Source organism: Actinomadura sp., assembly GCF_044508335.1.
GTDB lineage: Bacteria > Actinomycetota > Actinomycetes > Streptosporangiales > Streptosporangiaceae > Spirillospora.
Genome location: NZ_JBIQHY010000064.1, coordinates 14,281 through 35,922 on the forward strand (window position 1 = coordinate 14,281; position 21,642 = coordinate 35,922).

Annotated in this window: 24 protein-coding genes and 1 tRNA gene; 11 read left to right on the plus strand and 14 right to left on the minus strand. The window is 71.6% G+C overall.

Translation table 11 applies throughout. From position 1 onward, the window contains the following. Positions 1 to 696 precede the first annotated feature (696 nt). Positions 697 to 1,518, minus strand: a complete 822-nt coding sequence (otsB, locus tag ACIWVC_RS21120; RefSeq protein ID WP_396450321.1) for a trehalose-phosphatase — start codon at positions 1,516 to 1,518, stop codon at positions 697 to 699. Positions 1,519 to 1,537: 19 nt separating this feature from the next. Then, positions 1,538 to 1,861, minus strand: a complete 324-nt coding sequence (locus ACIWVC_RS21125; protein ID WP_396450323.1) for a DUF3263 domain-containing protein — start codon at positions 1,859 to 1,861, stop codon at positions 1,538 to 1,540. Positions 1,862 to 2,186: 325 nt separating this feature from the next. Here ACIWVC_RS21125 and ACIWVC_RS21130 point away from each other — a divergent pair, with 325 nt between their 5' ends. Beyond that, the gene (locus ACIWVC_RS21130; protein ID WP_396450325.1) at positions 2,187 to 2,801 is read left to right on the plus strand and encodes a MarR family winged helix-turn-helix transcriptional regulator; all 615 of its coding nucleotides are present in this window, start codon (positions 2,187 to 2,189) and stop codon (positions 2,799 to 2,801) included. A 117-nt stretch (positions 2,802 to 2,918) separates the two neighbouring features. On the opposite strand, the gene ACIWVC_RS21135 is transcribed toward ACIWVC_RS21130, so the two are convergent. The 7 genes from ACIWVC_RS21135 to ACIWVC_RS21165 all read right to left on the minus strand — a co-directional run bounded on the left by ACIWVC_RS21135 (position 2,919) and on the right by ACIWVC_RS21165 (position 9,110). Beyond that, positions 2,919 to 3,215 carry an SHOCT domain-containing protein gene (locus tag ACIWVC_RS21135; RefSeq protein WP_396450326.1) on the minus strand — a complete coding sequence of 99 codons (297 nt, stop codon included), beginning with the start codon at positions 3,213 to 3,215 and terminating at the stop codon, positions 2,919 to 2,921. Positions 3,216 to 3,336: 121 nt separating this feature from the next. Then, positions 3,337 to 5,463, minus strand: coding sequence for a S8 family serine peptidase (locus ACIWVC_RS21140; protein ID WP_396450328.1), 2,127 nt, complete (start codon positions 5,461 to 5,463; stop codon positions 3,337 to 3,339). A gap of 252 nt (positions 5,464 to 5,715) precedes the next feature. Next, complete coding sequence (locus ACIWVC_RS21145) at positions 5,716 to 7,380, minus strand: cation acetate symporter (RefSeq protein ID WP_396450330.1); 1,665 nt, start codon at positions 7,378 to 7,380, stop codon at positions 5,716 to 5,718. Beyond that, on the minus strand, positions 7,377 to 7,664 hold the full coding sequence (locus ACIWVC_RS21150) for a DUF485 domain-containing protein (protein WP_396450332.1): 288 nt from the start codon (positions 7,662 to 7,664) through the stop codon (positions 7,377 to 7,379). Before ACIWVC_RS21150 ends, ACIWVC_RS21145 begins: the two co-directional genes overlap by 4 nt. Before the next feature lie 56 nt (positions 7,665 to 7,720). After that, on the minus strand, positions 7,721 to 8,242 hold the full coding sequence (locus ACIWVC_RS21155; protein WP_396450353.1) for a carotenoid oxygenase family protein: 522 nt from the start codon (positions 8,240 to 8,242) through the stop codon (positions 7,721 to 7,723). After that, entirely contained in the window at positions 8,143 to 8,427 is a 285-nt protein-coding gene (locus ACIWVC_RS21160; RefSeq protein ID WP_396450333.1) for a GlsB/YeaQ/YmgE family stress response membrane protein, read from the minus strand. The genes ACIWVC_RS21155 and ACIWVC_RS21160 overlap by 100 nt, the downstream gene beginning before the upstream one ends. A gap of 17 nt (positions 8,428 to 8,444) precedes the next feature. Beyond that, complete coding sequence (locus ACIWVC_RS21165; protein WP_396450335.1) at positions 8,445 to 9,110, minus strand: TetR/AcrR family transcriptional regulator; 666 nt, start codon at positions 9,108 to 9,110, stop codon at positions 8,445 to 8,447. 204 nt (positions 9,111 to 9,314) lie between these two features. Here ACIWVC_RS21165 and ACIWVC_RS21170 point away from each other — a divergent pair, with 204 nt between their 5' ends. Continuing rightward, a complete protein-coding gene (locus ACIWVC_RS21170; RefSeq protein WP_396450337.1) occupies positions 9,315 to 10,493 on the plus strand; it encodes an FAD-binding oxidoreductase in 1,179 nt (392 codons plus the stop codon). A gap of 36 nt (positions 10,494 to 10,529) precedes the next feature. Continuing rightward, positions 10,530 to 11,981: a DHA2 family efflux MFS transporter permease subunit gene (locus ACIWVC_RS21175; RefSeq protein WP_396450338.1), complete on the plus strand. Its 1,452-nt coding sequence runs from the start codon at positions 10,530 to 10,532 to the stop codon at positions 11,979 to 11,981. A gap of 33 nt (positions 11,982 to 12,014) precedes the next feature. Here the strand turns inward: ACIWVC_RS21175 and ACIWVC_RS21180 are convergent, their stop codons facing one another. Next, complete coding sequence (locus ACIWVC_RS21180; RefSeq protein ID WP_396450340.1) at positions 12,015 to 13,253, minus strand: cytochrome P450; 1,239 nt, start codon at positions 13,251 to 13,253, stop codon at positions 12,015 to 12,017. 389 nt (positions 13,254 to 13,642) lie between these two features. Here ACIWVC_RS21180 and ACIWVC_RS21185 point away from each other — a divergent pair. Next, a tRNA-Thr gene (locus ACIWVC_RS21185) sits at positions 13,643 to 13,715 on the plus strand. Positions 13,716 to 13,784: 69 nt separating this feature from the next. Here ACIWVC_RS21185 and ACIWVC_RS21190 read toward each other — a convergent pair. Further along, a complete protein-coding gene (locus tag ACIWVC_RS21190) occupies positions 13,785 to 14,183 on the minus strand; it encodes a hypothetical protein (protein WP_396450342.1) in 399 nt (132 codons plus the stop codon). A gap of 490 nt (positions 14,184 to 14,673) precedes the next feature. On the opposite strand from ACIWVC_RS21190, the gene ACIWVC_RS21195 reads away from it, so the two are divergent. The 3 genes from ACIWVC_RS21195 to ACIWVC_RS21205 are packed head-to-tail and all read left to right on the plus strand — an operon-like array spanning position 14,674 to position 15,975. Beyond that, entirely contained in the window at positions 14,674 to 15,030 is a 357-nt protein-coding gene (locus ACIWVC_RS21195; RefSeq protein WP_396450344.1) for a hypothetical protein, read from the plus strand. 58 nt (positions 15,031 to 15,088) lie between these two features. Continuing rightward, positions 15,089 to 15,529, plus strand: coding sequence for a hypothetical protein (locus tag ACIWVC_RS21200; RefSeq protein WP_396450346.1), 441 nt, complete (start codon positions 15,089 to 15,091; stop codon positions 15,527 to 15,529). Between the two features lie 14 nt (positions 15,530 to 15,543). Then, positions 15,544 to 15,975 (plus strand): hypothetical protein, encoded by a 432-nt coding sequence (locus ACIWVC_RS21205; RefSeq protein ID WP_396450348.1) that lies wholly within the window; start codon positions 15,544 to 15,546, stop codon positions 15,973 to 15,975. 169 nt (positions 15,976 to 16,144) lie between these two features. Here ACIWVC_RS21205 and ACIWVC_RS21210 read toward each other — a convergent pair whose 3' ends face one another. After that, on the minus strand, positions 16,145 to 16,414 hold the full coding sequence (locus ACIWVC_RS21210; protein ID WP_396450350.1) for a hypothetical protein: 270 nt from the start codon (positions 16,412 to 16,414) through the stop codon (positions 16,145 to 16,147). Between the two features lie 72 nt (positions 16,415 to 16,486). After that, complete coding sequence (locus ACIWVC_RS21215; protein ID WP_396450352.1) at positions 16,487 to 17,203, minus strand: CGNR zinc finger domain-containing protein; 717 nt, start codon at positions 17,201 to 17,203, stop codon at positions 16,487 to 16,489. A 234-nt stretch (positions 17,204 to 17,437) separates the two neighbouring features. On the opposite strand from ACIWVC_RS21215, the gene ACIWVC_RS21220 reads away from it, so the two are divergent. Further along, entirely contained in the window at positions 17,438 to 18,682 is a 1,245-nt protein-coding gene (locus ACIWVC_RS21220; protein ID WP_396454461.1) for an IS701 family transposase, read from the plus strand. Positions 18,683 to 18,992: 310 nt separating this feature from the next. Next, positions 18,993 to 19,892 (plus strand): arginase family protein, encoded by a 900-nt coding sequence (locus ACIWVC_RS21225; RefSeq protein WP_396454457.1) that lies wholly within the window; start codon positions 18,993 to 18,995, stop codon positions 19,890 to 19,892. Between the two features lie 108 nt (positions 19,893 to 20,000). Here the strand turns inward: ACIWVC_RS21225 and ACIWVC_RS21230 are convergent, their stop codons facing one another. Further along, positions 20,001 to 20,255 (minus strand): IS3 family transposase, encoded by a 255-nt coding sequence (locus ACIWVC_RS21230; protein WP_396454458.1) that lies wholly within the window; start codon positions 20,253 to 20,255, stop codon positions 20,001 to 20,003. Between the two features lie 592 nt (positions 20,256 to 20,847). Between ACIWVC_RS21230 and ACIWVC_RS21235 the strand changes: the two genes are divergently transcribed. Together ACIWVC_RS21235 and ACIWVC_RS21240 are read left to right on the plus strand one after the other, a co-directional pair. Further along, a complete protein-coding gene (locus ACIWVC_RS21235) occupies positions 20,848 to 21,063 on the plus strand; it encodes a hypothetical protein (RefSeq protein ID WP_396454459.1) in 216 nt (71 codons plus the stop codon). Continuing rightward, entirely contained in the window at positions 21,063 to 21,245 is a 183-nt protein-coding gene (locus ACIWVC_RS21240; protein ID WP_396454460.1) for a hypothetical protein, read from the plus strand. Before ACIWVC_RS21235 ends, ACIWVC_RS21240 begins: the two co-directional genes overlap by 1 nt. Positions 21,246 to 21,642 lie beyond the last annotated feature (397 nt).

The window sequence follows — 21,642 nt, forward strand, 5'->3', positions numbered from 1 at the left end:
CCGCCGCGCCCTCCACCTCGCCGGCCGTCCCGGATGCGGAACCGCCCGGCTGCGGTGAGCCTTCACCGCGAGGCCGGCCGCCCGGCTGCGGCAAGTCGGGCGGCGGTGCGGCGCCGGCCGCCCTCGATGGCGGAGCACCGCCCGGCTGGGCTTCGACACGCGGCCAGCCGCCCGTCTGCGACAGGTCGGCCGGCGGGGCGGTCTGCTCCGGGGGCGTGCCGGACCGAGGCAGGCGGACGGTCTGCGGGAGGCCGGGGGGTTGCGGCACGCCGGGGCCGGCGGGGGCACGCGGCGGGGGCGTGCCCCACACGCGCGGGGGCGCCTCGCCGGACGGGGGCGACTGGACGATGGGGCGCGTCGGTGCGCCCGGCGGGATGGGCGCGCCCGGCGGGATGGGCGCGCCCGCCGGCTGGACGGGCGTCCCCTCCCGGGGCGTGGCCTTGGGGAGGTCGTGCGCGGGCGCATGCCTGATGTCGTCAGGACGGCGCGGGGCTCCCGAACCCCTCTCCACCATCAAGCCTCCCCATGTCGTGCGGCTCCCCCTGCACCACTCTTACCGCAATTCACCATATTTTGGCGCAATTGGACTCCGGGTCCACCTGCACCCCCAGAGTCACGCGAGATCCGATAAACGTATCCGGAACTCTTGTCACTCGGCCGACAACACGGCTCACTCGGCCGGCGGCACGGCGCTGATCAGGGCGGGAAATCCAGCAGCTCGCCCATCAGGCCGACCACCCCGTCCGGACCGTCGACCACCAGGTCGGCCCGCTCGGCCAGCGCCGTCACCTCGGCGGACCCGCTGCACACCAGCACGCCCGGCACCCCCTCCGCGCGCAGTTCCTCGATGGCGTCGAAGGCGGCCAGGTCGCCGAGGTCGTCCCCCGCGAACAGCACCGCGGAGGGACGGAAGCCGAGGCCGTCCACGAACGAGCGCAGCGCCCTCCCCTTGTCCATGCCGGGCGGCCGCAGTTCGAGGACGAGCCGCCCCGGCTCCACGGTGAGCCCGGTCCGCTCGGCGAGCGCGGCGAGGATGCTCCGCAGCCGTTCGAGCGCGACCTCCGGCTCGGCGCAGCGCCGGGTGTGCACGGCGAGCGCCTGCCCCTTGTCCTCGACGTACGTCTCGGGCGGCGCGCCCGCGGCCGCGAGGACGCCGGGCAGCTTCGCGCGCGCCTCGGCGACGCCGGGCGGCGGCTCCGGCACGGTCAGCTCGCCCGACTCCCAGCGTTCGAGCCCGTACTGCCCGAGGACGACGAGCCCGTCGATGCCCTCGAAGCCGCCGTACTCGACGGCCGTCGCGGCGGGACGGCCCGTGATGATCACCAGCGAGCCGACCAGCGGGGCCAGCCGGGCGAGGGCCGGGGCCGCGCCGGGATGGGCCCTGGCCGAGGCCGGATCGTCCACAATGGGCGCGAGCGTGCCGTCGAAGTCGAAGCCGAGCACGGCCCCGGCCGGGTTCTTGCGGATGGCGTCGAGGCCGCCGGCGCCGACGGCCGTCGCGGAGCGGGGAGAAGTCACGTGCCCCAGTGTGCTGGGGTCACGGCCGGATGCCGAGTCGGCGCGCGGCGCGGCTGCGCTGCCGCTGTGACCGCATCCGGCGGAGGCGCTTGACGAGCATGGGATCGCACTCGAGCGCCTCGGGTCGGTCGATCAGGATGTTCAGGAGCTGGTAGTACCGCGTCGCCGACATGTCGAACAGCTCGCGGATGGCCTGCTCCTTGGCTCCGGCATACTTCCACCACTGCCGCTCGAAGGCGAGGATCCGCCGTTCGCGCTCGGAGAGGTGGCCGGCGGGGAAGGCGGCGTCGTCGGCACCGCCCTCGTCTTCGGTCAGGGGTCGCGGGGGTCGGCCATCGTCCATGCTTCCGTCCTGTGGGGGGCCGTCACCTCGGGGCCCGTCGGGGGCGCTCGCCGCTCGCATCAGGTCCCCTCTGTGGTTACTGATCCCGGCTCGTCCGGGTTCGGGCGGGTGCCATGCTACGCGTCCGGGCCGACAAGTTCCGGCGGTTCCCGGGGAACGGCGGCCGGTGGTTCAGTGCATCACATCCCGCTTCACCTGCGGCTCTTTCGCACCGTGTGTCTCATCGCGAACGCATGTCCCGAGAGTCCCAGACATGTGCACACTACATGCGTTAGAGTGAGGAGTTCGCAACGTCCGGCGCCCGACACGCGAACGGAGACCCTGCATGGCGACGGAGACCCCCGCCGCGGGACGGCCCGCCGAGCCGGACGCACCGGTGCCGCGCGAGGGTCCGGGCGACCCCGCCCTCACCGAGATCGCGACGGCGCTGTTCCATCTGCGCCGCGTGTGGGCGAAGCCCGACCTGATGAAGCGGATCCGCGCCCAGACGTCCGCCGGGCCGGACGGACGGCCGCTGCAGCTGTCCAACCTCATGGTGGTGAACGCCGTCGCCGCCCTCACCGCCGCCGCCGAGAGGCCGGAGTGCGCCGCGCGGCGGCGCGAGGTGACGGTCGGCGCCGTCGCGGAGCGGCTGGAGATCGACCCGTCCACCGCGAGCCGACTGGTGGGCCACGCGATCGACGCCGGGCTGGTGTCGCGCCGCCCGTCCCCCATCGACGCACGCCGCGCCAACCTCGGGCTGACCGAGGCCGGGCGGCGCGTCAAACGGGTCTCCGACCGCTCCCGCCGCGCCTACCTGGACGCCCTCATGGCCGGCTGGACGGCGGAGGAGCGCGCCGAGTTCGCCCGGCTGCTCACCCGCTTCGCCGACGCGGCCGCCCGGGCACCGGAGTATTCGGACGGCATCGGCCGCATCTTCGAAGAGGCCGCCGCCGACTGACTCCCGGCGGCCGGCCTGCGCCGGGGACGCCGGGCCGCCCCCGGCACAGCACTGACCACCGCCCGGTTCGCGGCGGTGGTCAGTTCTCAGCGGGTTCATTCCGCGCCGCGGGCGCGGTCAGTCGCCGTTGCGGAGGGTGGAGACGCGCATGAGGTACTCCTCCTCGTCGATCTCGCCCCGGGCGAACCGCTCGGCGAGGACGGAGCGCGCCTTCGCCATCGGGTCGGCCGCCGCCGCGGCCGCCGAGGCGGTGGCGTTCATCCTGCGGCGGATCAGATAGAAGGCCGCCCCCAGCACGGCCAGCCAGAACAGCCCGAACGTGATCGGGAAGACCGGCCAGAAGGCGGGCGCGTCCCCGTCGTGCCAGCCGCCGGGGTGCATCGCCGCGGCCTGCGTCGCCAACGTCGTCAACATGGTTCATCGACCCTTCCTGTGTGCGGATACGTCGATGCTCGGCGACGGGTACGGGGGCCCGCATCGTCTGGCCGGAGGCACTCGCGCTACGCCCGGCGGAGTACCGCGGCGGCGGGCGCGGTCACCACCAGGGCGGCCGGTAGTCCTCGTCCTCGGCCGGGCGGGCGTGCCGCGAGCGCCGTCCGTGCGGGTCGTCGCTGGCCTGGTCGTCCGGCTGGACGGGCCCCGGCGGCGGCTCCTCATCGGCCGGGAACGCGTCCGCGGCCGCCTCGTCCATGGGAGGTACGGCGGGCGGTTCCGGGGCGAGCGGGGCCGTCGTCCCCGGATCGGGGAGGTCGAGGGCGCCGCGCCGGAACGCCTCCCAGTCGTCGTCATCGAGGGGCGGCGCGTCCTCCGCGGCGGCGCCGTCCACGTCGGCGGCGTGGCGGCCGCTGCCCGCACCGTGGCCGTTCAGCAGGTCGTGGCCGTTGAGCACATCGTGCCCGTTGCCGGACCCGTGACCGTTCGTCCCGTTGGACGCGTGCTCGCCGGGGACGAACGGGCGCAGCTCGTGCGGCACCATCGGCGGCTGCTTCGGCTCGATCGGCGGCGGCAGCGGCTCCTCGGGGGCGTCGGGCTCGGTGCCCGCCTCCGTATCCCACGAGGACGCGCCCGCGTCGGAATCCCACGCGGAGGTGTCGGAGCCCCACGAGGACGTCCCCGCGTCCCAGGTCGACGTGGCCGCAGGCTCGGATTCCGGCGGCGCGCCGTCATCGGGGACGGCGGGCGGAAGGTCGAAGGGCGGCCCCTGATACGCCTGCGTGTTCTGCCACAGCGGCACGTTGACCGGCGCCATGCCCGGTTCCCCGGCGGGCGGGCCGGACGCGACCGCGGCGGGCTCGCGCGGCACCGCCGGAGCGGACGGCAGGCCGTACTCGGGGACGTCCTCGGTCTCCTCGGTGTCGTCCTCCGGGCGGCGCCGCTGCCGCCAGCCGAGCACGAGCCCGAGGACGACGAGCAGCCCGCCCCCGCCGAGGACGAGCGGGAGCAGGACGCCGGAGTCGCGCTCGGGCAGCGCGGCGGCCGGGGTCGGCGCGGGCGCCGGGGAGGGCGGCTGCGTCTCCACCGGCCCCGCGGACGTCTTGTTGATCTCGTGCGCGGCGTACAGGGTGCGCAGCGCGTCGACCGTCCCGCGGCAGGTGGGCGAGCCGGTCGGATGGCCGCGGCGGGCCGGGGAGCCCTGGATGAGCACCTGCCTGACCTCCGCCGGCGTCAGCTTCGGGTAGCGGGACCGGACGAGCGCGGCGACCCCGGCGACCATCGCCGACGACGCGCTCGTGCCCGTCCCGACGACGTAGCCGTTGCTGGCGTCCGCGCTGACGATGTCCACGCCGGGCGCGCAGAGGGCGGCGTGGGAGCGGCGGTTGCTGTCCTTCCACAGGCGCAGCCGGCGGTCGAGGGCGCCGACCGCGATCACGCCCGGGTACGCGGCGGGGAAGTTCTTGCGGTTGGCGCCGGAACCGTCGTTGCCCGCGGACGCGATCAGCACGACGTTCTTGGACAGCGCGTACTTGATCGCGCTCTCCTGCGCCGCCGTGCCGTTGTAGAACTGGCGCCCGCCGCCGAGCGACATGTTGATGATGCCGGCGCCGTGGTCGACCGCGTAGCGGATGCCCTGGGCGACGGCGTCGTGCTCGCCGGCGCCGTTCTGCTGCTGCCCGTCGCGCCGCAGCGGGTCGTCGTTCTCCAACGTGACGCGCACGGACAGGATGTGGCTGAGCGGCGCGACGCCCAGCATCCCCTGCGACTGGCCGGGGCCGTGGCCGTGGCCCGAGATGATGCTGGCCATCGACGTCCCGTGCAGGCCCCAGTAGCGGGTGCCGGGGCGGCGGACGCCGCCGGTGAGGTCCGGGCCGCTGATCACGTGGCCGGTGAGGTCGGGGTGGTTCGCGTCGACGCCGGTGTCGAGGACGGCGACGGTGACGCCGCGCCCCTTGGAGTACTTCCACGCCTTCTGGGCGTGCAGGGCCTTCAGGTGCCACTCGCGCCCGCGGATCTGGTCGGTGCGCGCGTTGACCAGCGTCCCGGCGGACGCGCCGCGGACGGCCTGCCGGCTCGCCTGCTCCCCGCCGGACATCATCGCCGCCGGCACGGCCACCGCCGCGCCCAGCGCGACGGCGGTGAGGGCCGCGGTCGCCCTGGCGCCGAGCCGGTGCGCGGCAAGGGCCGGACGGGCGCGCCCCGGACGGCGCCGACCGGCTTCGGACACGCCGCCGCACCTCCCTCCGGCACACCGCCGCGCTTCACGGCGGGTGACATTCTGCCACGCGAACCGCATCCCGCCAGGGCACTCGGCACATTAGGGCACGGCCCCGGACAGTGTGGATCTTCCCCCGCGCACTTCCCCGCCGGCCGCCGTCTACTCATCGGTAACCGGTGGCGCGACGGAAAGTCACCCGGCCCGCGGAGCCGAGCGTCGGTGCGCCCGCCGTGTGGCCCCGCCGTGTGGCCCGGCCGCGGGTCAGTGCGCGCCGGCCCCGGTGAGCGCGCGGACCGACAGGTCGTCGTAGCGTTCGGCGTCGGCCTTGTCGCGCCCGAGGAGCGTCCCGGCGACCGCGCACGCGAACCCGATCGGGATCGACACGAGCCCCGGGTTCTCCAGCGGGAACAGGTGGAAGTCGACGCCCGCCGGGAACAGCGACCGGCTCTCCCCCGTCACCGGATCGACCTTCCCGGAGACGACGGGCGAGAAGACCACCAGCACCAGCGAGCTGACGAGCCCGCCGTAGATCCCGGCGACGACCCCGGCGGAGTTGAACCGCCGCCAGAACAGCGCCAGCACGATCGCCGGGACGTTCGCCGCCGCGGCCATCGCGAACGCCAGCGCGACCAGGAACGCCACGTTCAGGTTGCGGGCGACCACCGCGAGGACGATCGCGAGCGCGCCGACGAGGAACGACGCGAACCGCGCCACCGCCACCTCCTGCGACTCGCGCGGGCGGCCGAGCATCAGCACCTGGCCGAAGTAGTCGTGCGCGAGCGACGTCGACGACGCCAGCACGAGCCCCGACACGACCGCGAGGATCGTCGCGAACGCCACCGCGCCGATGAACGCCAGCATGACGTCGCCGCCGAGGCGGCCGCCGACGTGCTCCCCGACGGCCTGCGCGAGCTGCGGCGCCGCCGTGTTGCCGGACGGGTCCTGCGCGACGATCGCCTGCCGTCCGACGAGGGCGGCGGCGCCGAAGCCGAGCGCGAGCGTCATCAGGTAGAAGACGCCGACGAGGCCGATCGCCCAGGACACCGAGGTCCGGGCGGCGCGCCCGTCCGGGACGGCGAAGAACCGGCTGACGATGTGCGGCAGCCCGGCGGTGCCGAGCACGAGCGCCAGCGCCAGACTGATGAAGTCGAGCTTGTTGACGATCGTCCGGTAGGCGTCGCCGGGGACGTCCTGCCCGTAGCGCTGGCCGGGGCGCAGGAACGCCTCGCCCTTGCCGCTGGCGTCGGCGGCGGATCCGAGCAGCGCGCTGAGGTCGAACCCGAACCGGCCGAGGACGAGCGCGGTCAGCACGACCGCCCCCGCCATCAGCAGCGCCGACTTGATGATCTGCACCCAGGTCGTCGCCTTCATCCCGCCGAACGCCACATAGAAGATCATCAGCGCGCCCACCACGACGATCGTGACGGTCTTCGCGGTGCCGGCGTCCATGCCGAGGAACCGCTCGCCCCGGTGGATGCCGAGCAGCAGCGAGACCAGCGCCCCCGCGCCCACCATCTGGGCGAGCAGGTAGAACACCGACACCGTCACGGTGGACACGGCCGCGGCCCGCCGGACCGGCGCCTGCCGCCGCACCCGCCGCGCCAGGACGTCCCCCATCGTGAACCGGCCCGCGTTGCGCACCAGCTCGACCAGCGGCAGCGCGAGCAGCCACGCCACCAGGAAGCCGATGGAGTACAGGAGCCCGTCGTATCCGTTCAGCGCGATGATCCCGGCGATGCCGAGGAAGGACGCCGCCGACATGTAGTCGCCGGCGAGCGCGACCCCGTTCTGCGCGCCGGAGAACGTCCGGCCGCCCGCGTAGAAGTCGTCGGCGCCCCGCGTGTTCACCCGCGCCCAGATCGTGATGCCTAACGTGATCAGGATGAACGCGACGAAGAGCCCGAACGTCAGCGTCCCGCCCGTCACCGCAGCTCACCGGCCAGCGGGTCGAGCCGCCGCCGCGCGTAGACCGCGTAGCCGCACGCCAGCGCGAACGTCGAGGCGAACTGCAGCAGGCCGAGCAGCAGCGCGACGTTCACGTGCCCGACCACGGTCCGCGCCATGAACCCCCGGGCGAACGCGGACAGCCCGATATAGACGAAATACCACCCGAGGAAGACGGCCGCGAGCACCGCCGCCGCCCGCCGGAACCTCTTCCTGAGCAGCAGGAACCGCTCGTACCCCGCCACCGGCGCAAGTCCCCCCACCATCTGGCCTCCCCATGACCCGACGTGACGCTACGCATCCGTTCGAGTGCACTATGAGATCAGAGATTCATCCCTCGCGACCCCTTTTTGACGAGATGGTGGTCCGGGATCCACGCGCCGTGGAAACCCAGGGGAACGCGTCGCGGCAGGTGGACCTGGGCGGTGACCGACAGGCCGCGGGCGTCGAGGACCACCAGCCGGGACGGTCCTCCGCGCGCGTGCGCGACGATCGTCAGCAGCCAGCCCCCGTCCTCGTCCCCGTCTCCGTCCCCGTCTCCGTCCCCGTCCGCGGTGCGGGGGACGAAGACGGCCTCGCCGGGAATCCACGCCCCGCCGTGCGCACGGCTCCCCGGGCGAGGTCGTACTTCAGCAGGCCGCGCGCACGGTCCTGAGCGACCGCGTAGAGGAACCGGTAGGAGCCGCCGGTGCGGCGGTCGAATGCCTCCTTTCGGCCGCTGCGCCGCGCCGCCGGCCGGGGCGGTCAGCGGGGGGCGCGGCGGTGGCCGCGGCGGGCGCGGAGGCCGGCGACGATCGCGACGCCGAGCACCGCCAGGCCGATCTGGAGGACCAGCTCGATCCAGTCGATCCCCGAGGTCGTCCGCACGCCGACGATCTGCGCGATCCCCGTCCCGATGAGCGCCGCGGCCATGCCGATGAGGACGGTCATGATGACGCCGATCGGCTGGCGGCCGGGCAGCAGCAGCCGGCCCAGCGCCCCGATGATCGCCCCGATGATGAGCGCGCTGATGATTCCGGTGATGTTCATACCCTCCCCGTGCCCGCTCAGGAGGGGCTCTCACCTGGGCCGACGTCTCCCATGGAGTCGAGGTCGCGGAACGTCAGCGCCGGCCCGCCGAGCGCGCCCGGCGCGGCGGCGGAAGCGCGGAGGCCGTCGATGACGACGTCGAGGTGCCGGTGGGCCAGTTCCTCGCCGAGTTCCTTGGGCAGCGGGCCGGGCAGCGGGCGGGACAGCCGGACGAGCAGCATCCCGAGGTCCCCGTGGGTGACGTCCGGCCGGAGGTCGCCGTCCCGCTGCGCGGTGGCGACCAGGTCCTGCATGACGGCGATGCCGTCGGCCCGGACGGCGGCGATCTCCTCGTCCTCGAACGGGATCTCCTCCAGGAGGACGGGGAAGACCGCGCCGATGCGGATGTCCAGGACGCGGTGCATGTAGCGGGCGAGGGCCGCGAACGCCGTCGGCTCCTCGTCCCGCGCGCGCTTGACCTCCGCGGTGGTGCGCTCCAGGGCGTCCAGGGCGACGGCTCTCGTCAGGGCCTTCCTGTCGGGGAAGCGCCGGTAGAGCGTGGCGATGCCGGTGCCGGCCCGCTTGGAGATCTCCTCCAGCGGCGCCCCCGGCCCCTGCTCGACGAAGACCTCCGCGGCCGCGGCGATGATCCGGTTCCGGTTGTCGCGCGCGTCGGCGCGCAGCGGACGCTCCTTGGACTTCATGGTCCCGACCATAGCAAGCATGTGGAGGTTTCTCCTCCCCTTGCATTTTAGTCAGGATCATTAACTATCACGAATCTTGACTATTTATACGACCGGGCGCGCGGCCGGCGCCCCGAAGATTCTCGGAGATAAGTGGAGACAAATCCTCCGCTCGGTGCTAGCGTGGCAGGTAAGTGGAGAAAAAACCTCCGGAAGGAAGAGATCATGACCGCCTCGGCCGCCACCGCGACCCGCACCTCCGACCTGCTCACCGTCGACGCCGCCGGGCCGGCCGACGTCCGCGCCGCGATCATCGCCTCCCGCGACCGGGGGCTGCCGCTGACCGTCCAGGCCACCGGGCACGGCACGGTCGTCCCGCCGGACGAGGGGCTGCTGCTGAAGACGTCCCGCATGTCCGGCGTGCTCGTCGACCCGTCCCGCCGCGTCGCCCGCGCCGGCGCCGGCGCCCGCTGGAGCGACGTCATCGCCGCCGCCGCGCCGCTCGGGCTCGCCCCGCTGTCCGGCTCGCACGCGTCCGTCGGCGTCACCGGCTACACGCTCGGCGGCGGCGTCGGCTGGCTGGCCCGCCGGTACGGGTACGCAGCCGACAACCTGCTGCGCGCCCGGATCGTCACCGCCGACGGCCGGCACCTGACCGCCGACGCCGGCCGCAACCCCGACCTGTTCTGGGCGCTGCGCGGCGGCAGCGGCAACTTCGGCGTCGTGACGTCGCTGGAGTTCCGCCTGCACCCGGTCTCCACGGTGTACGGCGGGGTCGCGCTGTTCCCGATCGAGCGGGCCGCCGACGTCCTCACCCGGTTCCGGGACGAGGCGGACGCGCGTCCCGACGCGCTGTCCGTCTCGGTGGCGGTCACGGACCACGCCCGCCACGGCCGGGTCGTCGCCGTCCGCGGGGTCTACGCGGGCTCCGCCGAGGACGGCGCGCGGGCGCTGCGCTCACTGCGCGAATCCGGCGGGCCGCCCCTCCAGGACGACTTCCGGACGATGCCGTACGCCGAGACCGAGTCGCTCGGCGGCACGCCGCCCCACCACTTCCACCTCTGCGCCGACCTGCCCGACCCGCTGATCGCCGCGATCGCCGGCAGCGCCGCGTCCGGGATCGAGGTGAAGCACTGGGGCGGCGCGATGGCCCGCCCCGCGCCGGACGCCGGGCCCGTCGGGCACCGCGACGTCCCCTTCTCGCTCACCGTCGACGGCACCGCCGGCGACGACGCGGCCCTCGCGCCCTACGCGACGGGCGGCTCGTTCCTGAACTTCCTGCACGACACGTCGCGGACGGCCACCGCCTACACGCCGGACGACTTCCGGCGGCTGCGCGAGGTCAAGCGCGCCTACGACCCGCAGAACGTGTTCCACCGCAACCACAACATCCGGCCCGCCTGACGAAACCCGTCCGACCTGAAATGCGAGGAAACCGCCATGACTGCGCTCACCGCCGCTCCAGCCGCCCCGTCCCAGAAACTCGACCGCGGGCTCGTCACGCTCGGCGTCGTGGTCGTCCTCGGCGCGATCATGTCGATCGTCGACGCGACCGCCGTGAACGTCGCCACCCGCACGCTCGCCGCCGGCTTCGGCGCCTCCATCACATCCGTCCAATGGGTGCTGACCGGCTACATGCTGGGTCTCGCCGCCGTCATCCCGGTCACCGGCTGGGCCACCGAGCGGTACGGGGCCCGCCGCGTCTGGATCACCGCGCTGCTGCTGTTCCTGGCCGGCTCCGCGCTCTCCGGCCTCGCCTGGTCGATGCCCGCGCTGATCGCGTTCCGGGTCGTGCAGGGCGTCGGCGGTGGAATGATCATCCCGGTCGCGCAGACGATCCTCGCGCAGGCCGCCGGCCCCGCCCGGATGGGACGCGTGATGGGCTTCATCGGCCTGCCCATGCTGCTCGGCTCCGTCGCCGGCCCCATCGTCGGCGGGCTGATCATCTCGTCCCTCGGCTGGCGCTGGATCTTCTTCGCGAACCTGCCGCTGGGCGCGATCGCCGTCGTCGCCGCGCTGCGCCTGCTGCCCCGCTCGGCGCCCCGCCCCGCCTCGCTGGACGTCCGGGGGCTGCTGCTGCTCTGCGGCGGCGTGACCCTGTTCGTCTACGGCACCACCGAGGCGGGACGTCCCGGAGGGCTGGACTCGCCGCGCACCTGGGCGTTCGTCGGCGCCGCCGCCCTGCTGATCGCGCTGTACGCGGTGCACGCCCGGGGGCGCTCCGCGCTGATCGACATCGCCCTGTTCCGGCACCGCGGCTTCGCCGCCGCCGCGGTCACCAACGTCGTCGTCGCCATCGCCCTGTTCGGCGTCCTCGTCCTGCTGCCGCTGTACTGGCAGGTCGTGCGCGGCCACGGCCCGCTCGCCACCGGGCTCCTGCTGTCCCCGCAGGCGCTCGGCGCCGCCGTCGCCATGCCGCTGGCGGGACGCGTCACCGACCGCGTCGGCGCCGGCGTCGTCGTCCCCACCGGGATCGTCCTCGGCCTGCTCGGCACGGCCGCCTACACCCAGCTCGGCGCGGACACCTCGGTGGCCGTGCTGGCCGCGGCGCTGTTCGTCATCGGCCTCGGCCTGGGCGCGACGATCATGCCGTCGATGGCGGCCGCCTACCAGGCGCTGCCGCAGCACCTCATCCCCCGCGCGACCAGCGCCATCAACACCCTCCAGCGGATGGGCGCGTCCGTCGGGACCACCGCGCTGGCCGTGATCCTGCAACGCGAGATCACCGCGCAGACCCCCGGCCTCGCCGCGCTGGGCCCGCTCCCGGACGCGGTCCGCGAGTCCGTGGCGCCCAAGCTGGCGATCGCGTTCAGCAACTCCTTCTGGATCGCCCTGGGCATCGCCGTCCTGGCCCTGGCCCCGGCGCTCCTGCTGCCGCGCACGAAGGCGTGACCGTCCCGAGCCCGGGCCCGCAAGGGTCCGGGCTCACCTGCGCGTGACCCGCATCGGAACCGCACCGGCCGGGCGGTATGTGATCTCCGCCCGCCACGGAACGGTGACACCCGGCACGAGGTCCAGCCGGTGCGTGCGGCTGATGGCGGCCAGTACCAGCGTCGCCTCCAGCATCGCGAACCCGGCGCCGACGCAGATGCGCCTGCCGCCCCCGAACGGCAGGTACGAGTACCGCGGACGCTGCTGCTCCCCCATGAACCGTTCCGGCTGGAACCCCTCGGGATTGGGCCAGACGTCCGCGTTCCGGTGGATCAGGTAGGGCGGGACGGCGATGGTCGACCCGGCCGGAACCGGCACCCCCGCGACGTCGTCGTCGCCGACGGCGTCGCGCTCGATCGTCCAGGCCGGCGGGTACAGCCGCATCGCCTCCGACAGGACGGCCTTCGTCCAGGGCAGATGATCGACGTCCTCGGCCTTGGGCTCGCGGCCGCCGAGAACCTCGTCGACCTCCTCCTCCAGCCGGTCCCTGGCCGCCGGGTACCTGGACAGCAGCATCAGCGTCCACGCCAGCGACGCCGCGGTGGTCTCGTGCCCGGCCAGCAGCAGCGTCAGGACCTCGTCCCGCAGCTCTTCGGGATCGAGTTCGCCGCGCTCCTTCAGCAGCTCCGTCATCTCCCCGCCGGCCGAGCCCTCGACGACCCTGCGCACCAGCCCGTCCAGATGCGTCAACGCACCCCCGAGCCCCGGCACCCGCCGGTACACCCCCCGCTTCGCCGTCGCGCCCGGCAGGAACGTCCCGATCACCGCGCCCCGCTGCAGCGCCTCCAGCGCCTGCCCCGTCTTGCGCGCCTCGCCGGCCAGCTCGCTCCCGAAGAGCGCCCGCCCGACGATGTCCAGCGTAAGCTTCCGCAGCTCCCCCGCCGCGTCGAGCGTCACCCCGTCCGGCCACCGCTCGACGCAGCCGACGGCCGCCTCCGCCATCTGCGACGCGAACCCGACGACGTGCCGCTGCGAGAACACCGGCTGCACCAGCCGCCGATGCCGCCGCCACGTGTCCCCTTCACTGGTCAGCAGCCCGTCCCCGAGCACCGCCCGCAGCGGCCGGTACGTGAACGCCTTCACATAGTTGTCCTGGTTGGCCACCAGCACCCGCTCGGCGTGCTCGGGCCGCGACAGCAGGTAGAACGCCCGCCGCCACCCGAAAGGCACCCGCACCGCGTCCCCGTACCGCCGCGCGAGCCCGCCGTACGTCTCCAGCGGATTGCGAGCCATCCGCCCCCACCACCGGAAAGCCTCAGCGTTCCCCGGCCCGGCAACACCCAACGCACCCATACCCCCACCGTAAAACCTGCGGCACGGCCCCGCCGCCCCCGTCTCGAAGCGGCGTGCGGGCAGACGCGTCAGGGGCGGAGGCGATATCCGGCGCTCGAAGCGCCCCGCGCGAGATGAACCACCAGGGCCGCGTGACCCTCGACACCGACCTGGCCTGCACCCACCGCGCCACCCGAAACGCGGCGACCTGGTCCTGGTCGAATCGAAGTCCCCCACCGCCGACGCCCCCGTGGACCATCTCCTGCGCCGCTACTCCCCCAGGTGAGCCCCCTGTCCCCGACACCCTGAGCGCAACTCCCACCGAGTCGACTACGATGCGGGACGAGCCCGCCGGCGTAGCTCAATTGGCAGAGCATCTGTCTTGTAAACAGAAGGTTAGGGGTTCAAGTCCCCTCGCCGGCTCCCACGTCAAAGGCCCCCTCCGACACCGGAGAGGGCCTCCTTGCTAACAGGTACAGCAGCGAAGTACAGCTACGCAGACGCCCCCGCTGTCGTCTCCAGACCCCAGATGCTCGCCGAGCCGCATGAGCGCGAGCTTGTAACTCGAAGTGTGTAAAGATGATCTTGGAGCGGCGCCCACTGGACGAGCGCACCGCAGACCGCGAGTGAGGTCGCCGCCTCCACGTTCGGGCCCATCGCCAGGAGCGCGACCGCCGCCGCTACCAGCAGGATGATCGCGGCGCCCCAGGCAAGGCGATGCCGCCGGGCCACGCCCCGCCCGACGAAGACCAGAGTCAGGCCGAGCAGCATCGTCGCCCCGCTCGCCAGGTGGGTGGCACCCGAGCCCAGCACCGTCTCGACGATCTCCAGCCGCGCCCGCGTGGGCTCGACGATCGCGGTCACCGCCCCGGCAGGCCCGATCGCGGCCACCAGCGCCCCGGGCCTGCGGCCTGGGCGACAGGCGACGGCGAACCATTCCGAGCCTCCCTTTCCGCCATCGCACGAGTGAAAGCCCCATCGATCACCATTCCCACAGAATTGCGGGCAGACCATCGGGGATCACATGGAAAAGAGCAGGTCACGGCTGGGATCTGACAGTTCACGGGCTGATCGGAGGGGTATGTGGCGGCAGGAGCAAGAGATATCAGCCCACCGATTCGCGTTTCGAGGGAAGGAATTGCGAATGTCTGAGTCGCAGGTAGCCGACCTGGTCCGCACGGCCACACGGACACGGCGGCGCCGACCGCGAATGATCACAGGGGTGCCGGCCGTCATGTCGGCGGTCATGCTGGCGGTCGCCGGGTGCGGCGGCGGAGGAGAGGGGAGCAAGTCGTCTCCTACCCAGGCGGCGCCGACGGCCTCGCCTCCGTCCGAGTCTCCTTCCGGTGCCACTACCGGTGAAACGATCAAGACGGCGACTGTGGGAAACCTGGGGCAGATCCTGGTCGACGGTCAAGGCCGGACGGTCTACCTGTTCGAGAAGGACAAGGGCGGCACGTCGGCCTGCACCGGGGCGTGCGCGGCGGTGTGGCCGCCGGTCACCACCCCGGCGAAGCCCAACGCCGGGACGGGGGCGGACGCGGCGAAGCTGGGCACCACCAAGCGTCCGGACGGCTCCACGCAGATCACCTACAGCGGGCATCCGGTCTACTTCTACGCGCCCGACGGCACCACCCCCGGAAGCACCAAGGGGCAGGCTCTCGACCAGTTCGGCGCCGCGTGGTACGTGCTGTCGGCGTCCGGCAACAGGATCCAGTCGACGGGCGGCGGCTACTGACATGCCCCGTCGGTGCATGGGCCGGCTCCGAGGTTCGCCTGTCGCCATCCTGGTGACGGTGGCCGCCGGCTGCGCGATGGCGACGAACTCGCTGCACCCCGGCCAGGCGGAGATCCGCACAGAGCAGGTGCGATCGCTCGGGCAGATCCTGGTGGACGGCAGGGGCCGCACCCTTTACCTGTTCGTCGCCGACCTGCCGAACCAGTCGAACTGCAACGGGGCGTGCGCCGCCATCTGGCCACCGGCGACCACCCAGGGCCCACCCACGGCGGGCGGCGCCGCCCAGCGGTCCCAGATCACCACGATCGCCCGCTCCCAGGGGCCTCGCCAGCTCGTCTACGCGGGCCACCCGCTGTACTACTACCAAGCCGATACCGGACGCGGTGACACCCTAGGTCAGGCGCTCACCCAGTTCGGCGCCGAATGGTACGCCGTCTCACCCCAGGGCCAGCAGGTCGAGAGCGGAGTGAGCGGCGGCTCCCTCGTCCCAGGCTGGTGATCGCATTGCGTCATGTGCTGCGCTACTTGGGCGTGCTGCTGCTGTTCGGCATCGGCGCCGTCCATCTGCACGAGTACTTCGCCAACCATTACCGGGTCATCCCGACCATCGGGGCCCTGTTCGCGCTCAACTTCGTCGCGGCGGTGGTGCTGGGACTCGTCCTGGCGGGCCCGCTGCAGTCGTTGACCGGTGTCCGGTCGCTACCCGTGTTCGGCCGCGCGCCGCACGCGCTCGTGGCGCTCGGGGCGGCGGTGTTCGCGCTGGGCACGATCATCGGCCTGCTGATCAGCGAGCAGGCCAGCCTGTTCGGGTTCCACGAGTACGGCTACCGGTCCGGCATCGTGCTCGCGCTCGCCCTCGAAGGCGCCGCCGTCGCGGTGCTGTTCAGCTTCGCGGCCCTCGACATGCGCCATGCACGGAGCTGTCCGCCGGCTGACGCGGGATGAGCCTTGCGAAGCGGGTTCCGTACCTTCGACGACGGACGGCCGGACGCAAGCGCAGCCCCCTTCCCTACGACACTCCCATCTGACCGTCACTGAGCTCCATGGGGAAGGGACGCCCGGCTACCGGGCGCGCGCCTTGTCGTCTTCACCGTCGCGCCTCTGAGGGGCAGGACTATCCGTGGGCTACCTCGATGACGCCGAGGACGAGGACGAGGACGCCTATCACGGTGAAAACAGCGGCGCCAAGGCGCTGATACAACACAGACTGTCGGTGGGTTTTGTGCAGTGCCCTGTTCCAGCGGTGCCCGGCGCACCAGTCTGCGAAGCCGCGGTAGTTGATGACGATCGGGACGGATATAGCCAGCGCGGTGAGCCCCCAGAAGATCAGAGTCCAACCGCTTCCCGACTGTTCGGATGGGGGCGCTGCCGTTTCCAGGAACATGAATCACTCCCTACGATGCGTTCCTCATTATTCGCCAGATTTGAAAACGTCAGCGGGTACGGAAGGCCATGTTCATGGTGGCGAGTTTGTCGGCGGGAGTGAAGCAGGGGCTCCATGGACCGGTTTTCGTGGTTGCGGGTCGGCGTTCGACGAACATTTCCTTGGCCGTTTTGAGACCAAAGATAGCGCTAGGTCAGCCCTGCTCAGGTCACCGCGTACGAGTGTTGGTGGGACGCTTCTTTCTTCGTTCGTTGAACGCGCGCACTTTTTTGCGCGGTTGCCGCACACGCGCATCGAGCACCAGCGCCGGGACGCGTTCTTGTAGGAGTCCCAGAAGACCCAGGCGCAGTCGTGCGCCGGGCAGCGTCGCACCCGCGCCCAGCCGCCGCGGACGGACGCGGTGAAGTATGCGGCGGCGATCCGTCCCAGGGCGTCGGAGAACGATCCGCTGTCGTCCGCGAGCAGGTCGGGGCCTGCCGCATCCGTGCCGGTAGGCAGGCGCATCCTGAACGTCAGCGCTGTGGGGACGGTCTGGGCGGCCTGCACGTCCTCGGCGTCGACCGGCTCTCCGTTGTTGGCGAGCGCCAGGCTGCGGAGTCCGCGCCTCAGGTCGATCGCCGCGCGGACGTCCGCCGTAGTCACGGACGGTCTAGCGGCGCACAGCCCGTGCTCGACGAGCCAGTTCGCCAAGGCTTCTGGGCCGTCGCGCAGTACATCGGTGCCGTCCTCCACGTCGATCGTGTTGAGGAAGTCGACGACCGGACGCACCGCCGCAGGAAGTTCTCGCATGCCCGCTCCTGGCGCTCTCTTACCTTCCCAGCAAACCCGACCGGCGGTTGATATGCACATCATTAATCTTCTAACTTCTTTGCCGGTTAGTACTCCAGCGGTAAGTCGTGATCTTGCTTGTGGGGGTGCTGGAGCATGCAGACGGCCACCGCGTGATCATGGGTGTTTGTGAGGACAACCGAAGATCGCGTGGTGGCCGCTGGGCCCAGCGTAGACCCTGGCCGGTGGCAGACGATGCTGGAGGAGCTGCTGGGCCGGGTGGCCTGCAGGTTCAAGCGGGTGGAGACACGACGGCGGTTCCGGGGCCTGCTGGAGGGGCTGCTGGCGGAGCTGCCGCGCAAGAACTGCTGGACGATCGCCGAGCACGCCGGGGACCGCGACCCGTACGGGATGCAGTACCTGCTGAGCCGGGCGGTGTGGGACGCCGACCAGATACGTGATGACCTGCGCGGTTATGTCACCGAGCAGCTCGGGGCGGCGGGGGCGGTACTGGTGGTGGACGAGACCGGCGATCTGAAGAAGGGCACCTGCAGCGCCGGGGTGCAGCGCCAGTACACCGGCACCGCCGGACGGATCGAGAACAGCCAGGTCGCGGTGTTCCTGGGCTACGCCACCGATGCCGGGCACGCCTTCCTCGACCGGGAGCTCTACCTGCCCCGCATCTGGGCCGGCGACACACCCCGGCGCCAAGCGGCCGGGGTGCCCACCGACCGGCACTTCGCCACCAAGCCCGAGCTGGCCCGCCGCATGCTCGCCCGTGCGCTGGACGCCGGAGTGAACGCGGGGTGGGCCACCGGCGACGAGGTCTACGGCCAAAGCCCGGACCTGCGCCGCGAGTTGGAGCAACGCGGCGTGGGGTATGTGCTGGCGGTCGCCTCCAGCCACCGCGTCACCCTGGGCATCGGCACCCGCCGCGCCGACCAGGCCGCCGCCGCACTGCCCAGACGGGCCTGGCAGACACTCTCGGCCGGGACCGGCGCCAAAGGCCACCGCCTCTACCACTGGGCCCTGATCGGCATCGACCACCAGCAACCCGGCTGCCGGTGGCTGCTGGTCCGCCGCAACCGCCGCACCGGTGAGCTGGCCTTCTACCGCTGCTACGCCCCCGCGCCCGTCCCGCTGCAGACCCTGGTCACGGTCGCGGGCCGCCGCTGGACGATCGAGGAGGCGTTCCAGGCCGGCAAGGGCCTGTGCGGCCTGGACCAGCACCAGGCCCGCACCTGGAGATCGTGGTACCGGTGGACCACCCTGGCCATGCTCGCCCACGCCTTCCTGACCGCGGTCACGGTCTCCGAGCACACCCACCCACATGACCAGCCCGAACTGACGCCACTCACCCTCGCCGAAGTCCAACGCCTGATGGCCCGGCTCACCACCGGTCCACCACCAACCGTCGAACACACCCGCCACTGGTCACGCTGGCGCCGACGCCATCAAGCCCACGCACGCACATGCCATTACCAGCGACAACAGACCTGAAGACACTGAAGATCACGACTTACCGCTGGAGTATTAGGAGTGGGGAGGCAGGATGGTGCCGTGGCCTTCCGAGCTCGAAGGGGAACTCCACGAGCACGTCGTCGCGAGCGAGGCGCTGCGCGGCAACCCCCTGTGCGGATGGCACCCGGCCACGCCGAGGCCCTCAGGTCGATGCGGGCCATCTGGATCGATGCCGGACGCCAGGATCAACACCACCTCGACTGTTCGACGCGACTCGTTCCGCCATCGAGTACCGCTACCCGATGGCGATCGAATGGCTGACCCGGCACCTCATGACGGAGCACCCGAAATGATCTCCATACTGGCAGCCCCCTCCAACCTCGGGCTGCGGCCGCCGCGCAAGACCAGCGTCCCGGGCTGCGCCAAGGCGCCCGAGGCCCTGCGCGAAGCCGGGCTCCACGCTCGGCTGCTCTCCGGCGGCGCCGAGGACGCCGGCGTCGTCATCCCGGGACGGTACGTCGACGACTGGGTCGCGGGCCAAGGCAGGGTGCGCAACCAGGACGCCCTCATCGACCACGCGACCCGGCTCGCCGACCGCGTCGGCGGGATCGTCGACCGGGGACGGGCACCGCTCATCCTCGGCGGCGACTGCAGCGTGCTGGTCGGCGTCGGAGTCGCGCTCGCCCGCAGAGGGAGATACGGTCTCGTCCACATCGACGGCCACACCGACTTCCGCCACCCGGGAAACTCGGACAGGTGCGCGAGCCTCGCGGGCGAGGACCTCGCCGCCGCCGTCGGCCTGCACTGGGAGGCGATATCCGACATCGAGGGCCTGGCCCCCTATTTCGCCCCCGAGCACACCGTCCACGCCGGGTGCCGCGATGACGACGCCGCGCTCGACGAACTCCGCGGGACACTGCCCGCGGTGATATCGGCCCGCCAATGGATCGACGATCCGGCAGGCGCGCTGAACGCGATCCGGCAGACCGTCACGGCCCGCGACCTCGACGGCTACTGGCTGCACCTCGACGTCGACGTCCTCGACCCCGAATTCATGCCCGCCGTCGACAGCCCCGATCCCGGCGGGCTGAACCCGCAACACCTGGTGACGCTGCTCGGCGAGCTGGCCACCGACGCCGTCGGAGCGGACGTCTGCATCTACGACCCCGACCTCGACCCGGACGGCCAATACGGGCGACTCGTCACCACCATTATCACCGATGGCCTCACCGGTCTCGGGGGCGAATAGCGCGGCCTCCGCGCTGAACGTTGAGGTGATTCCATTCTCCTCGGCCCTGGGATTCGAGGGTGAGGATCGCTTGGACCACAGCGGTCATGCGGGTGGGTGTCAAGCCCCTCAAAGCGTGGAGACGGCGTATGCCACTTCAGCCCTGAGCTGGGCCGGTGATGCCGTCCGTGCTTCTGCCATATGGCACTCGAAGGTGATCGGGGCGAGCCCGTCGTTGGCGCTGTGCCTGCGGTGGATGTTGTAGAAGTTGGCGATCCAGGTCGCGGCCTTGATGCGCGCCTCGGCTCGGGTGGTGAAGTGCTGCCGGTGGACGAACTCGACCTTCAGGGTGGAGTTGCGCCTCGGCGAGAACAGGTCCGCCACCTTCGCCAGATACAGCCGCCCCTCATCGGTGTCGATCTGGGTGACGTCCCCGCGTTATCGATGCACGGCCAGGTTGGGTCACGTTTGTGCGTAGGGGTCTGTTCGAGGTGATCGCCTGCAAGTCTGGCATCTATGAGTCAGCCCGGGGATACGGGGTGTAGGTGTGGGTGGTAACCGGGTTGTAGGGGCGGCCTTCCTGGCGGGTGCGTTGGCGTTGCTGGTCGCGGCGCCGGGAGTGCTGGCGGTGGCCAGGGTAAAGGACTGGCGATGGTTGACGGCCGCCGCAGTGGTGGTCCCGGTGGCGACGTTGTTCGCAGGGATCTGGAAGGCACGGTTTGAGCGGACGTTGCAGAACCGCGAGACCCTCGCTCAGGACCTGACGCAGGGATGTTTGCCATAGCTGAAAAGCAGGCGGTCGGTGGGCAGCCGATCCCTAGCGCGCTTGGTGGGGTCGGCGCTGGGCACACGCGGTCACCATGTCTAGTGTGTTGGTTTCATGAGGTATGTGCGGCGGCGTTCGCAGCAGAGGGGCCGGTCAGAGCCACCGCCTCGAATTGGTCGGTTTCAGGGGCATGCGCCAGGAGCACGGGATGTGATCGACGGAGGCGGTGTTCTCGTCGCCGGCCTCTTCTCGGCGAAGCAGAAGGACTTTGTCGAAATCATGAGTGTTCTGGTCAGCGAGGTTGAGCAGCTCGGTGGTCGTATCGTGGGGCGGTTCGTACAGGTCGAGGGGTCTCGGGCAACAAGAAAGGTCATGCGCCCGGCGGCAAGGCGAACATGGATCGGCCTTACTCGTCGCGGACGCTGATGAGCACGGGGAAGGTGCGGGAGATAGTGGCCGCGCGGGTCCAGACAGAGGCTAAGGCGGTGGTGTTCGCCAACGAGCTGACCGCCAGACAGCGGACTGTCCTGGCGGAGCTGCTCGGCTGCCCGGTGTTCAGCTCTGGGGACCTTCGAGCGCCAGAGGCAGCGGACTCCGGCCAAGGCTGATCTGGTGAGAGCAGCCGAGGACCAGGCGCCATCCGAGCGGATGCTGCTAACGGCGGTGCCACAACAGGGTCGATGGGCTTGGCTGGGTGTCGACGCGCGGGAGGTTGCGGCGCTGGTCAGGAGGTATGTGGGGACACTCCTGGACAGTGTTGATCTTGTTTGCAAACAGATGTTCTACGCTGGTCGGATTGGACCCTATTGATCTACGTTTCGGGCAATGCTTGGGTCCATGCCTCTCCAGCACCTCCCAGCCAGCATTGCAAAGCTCGATTGGGGTGACGCCCCCACGTGGGTCAGCGCTCTTGTATCCGTCCTAACACTCGTCGGCCTCGTCCTCACAGTGATCTAAGGAGATCTTGGGTTTCCCCACTTCCTGATCGTTTGAGTGGGAAGATCG

What these genes read in the sequence shown, in the direction of transcription:
- ACIWVC_RS21125 (WP_396450323.1), bottom strand. Translation starts at nt 1,861, where the DNA reads ATGGACGATGGCCGACCCCCGCGACCCCTGACCGAAGACGAGGGCGGT.
- ACIWVC_RS21130 (WP_396450325.1), top strand. Translation starts at nt 2,187, where the DNA reads ATGGCGACGGAGACCCCCGCCGCGGGACGGCCCGCCGAGCCGGACGCA.
- ACIWVC_RS21135 (WP_396450326.1), bottom strand. Translation starts at nt 3,215, where the DNA reads ATGTTGACGACGTTGGCGACGCAGGCCGCGGCGATGCACCCCGGCGGC.
- ACIWVC_RS21150 (WP_396450332.1), bottom strand. Translation starts at nt 7,664, where the DNA reads ATGGTGGGGGGACTTGCGCCGGTGGCGGGGTACGAGCGGTTCCTGCTG.
- ACIWVC_RS21160 (WP_396450333.1), bottom strand. Translation starts at nt 8,427, where the DNA reads ATGAACATCACCGGAATCATCAGCGCGCTCATCATCGGGGCGATCATC.
- ACIWVC_RS21165 (WP_396450335.1), bottom strand. Translation starts at nt 9,110, where the DNA reads ATGAAGTCCAAGGAGCGTCCGCTGCGCGCCGACGCGCGCGACAACCGG.
- ACIWVC_RS21170 (WP_396450337.1), top strand. Translation starts at nt 9,315, where the DNA reads ATGACCGCCTCGGCCGCCACCGCGACCCGCACCTCCGACCTGCTCACC.
- ACIWVC_RS21175 (WP_396450338.1), top strand. Translation starts at nt 10,530, where the DNA reads ATGACTGCGCTCACCGCCGCTCCAGCCGCCCCGTCCCAGAAACTCGAC.
- ACIWVC_RS21180 (WP_396450340.1), bottom strand. Translation starts at nt 13,253, where the DNA reads ATGGCTCGCAATCCGCTGGAGACGTACGGCGGGCTCGCGCGGCGGTAC.
- ACIWVC_RS21210 (WP_396450350.1), bottom strand. Translation starts at nt 16,414, where the DNA reads ATGTTCCTGGAAACGGCAGCGCCCCCATCCGAACAGTCGGGAAGCGGT.
- ACIWVC_RS21215 (WP_396450352.1), bottom strand. Translation starts at nt 17,203, where the DNA reads ATGCGAGAACTTCCTGCGGCGGTGCGTCCGGTCGTCGACTTCCTCAAC.
- ACIWVC_RS21220 (WP_396454461.1), top strand. Translation starts at nt 17,438, where the DNA reads ATGCTGGAGGAGCTGCTGGGCCGGGTGGCCTGCAGGTTCAAGCGGGTG.
- ACIWVC_RS21225 (WP_396454457.1), top strand. Translation starts at nt 18,993, where the DNA reads ATGATCTCCATACTGGCAGCCCCCTCCAACCTCGGGCTGCGGCCGCCG.
- ACIWVC_RS21240 (WP_396454460.1), top strand. Translation starts at nt 21,063, where the DNA reads ATGAGCACGGGGAAGGTGCGGGAGATAGTGGCCGCGCGGGTCCAGACA.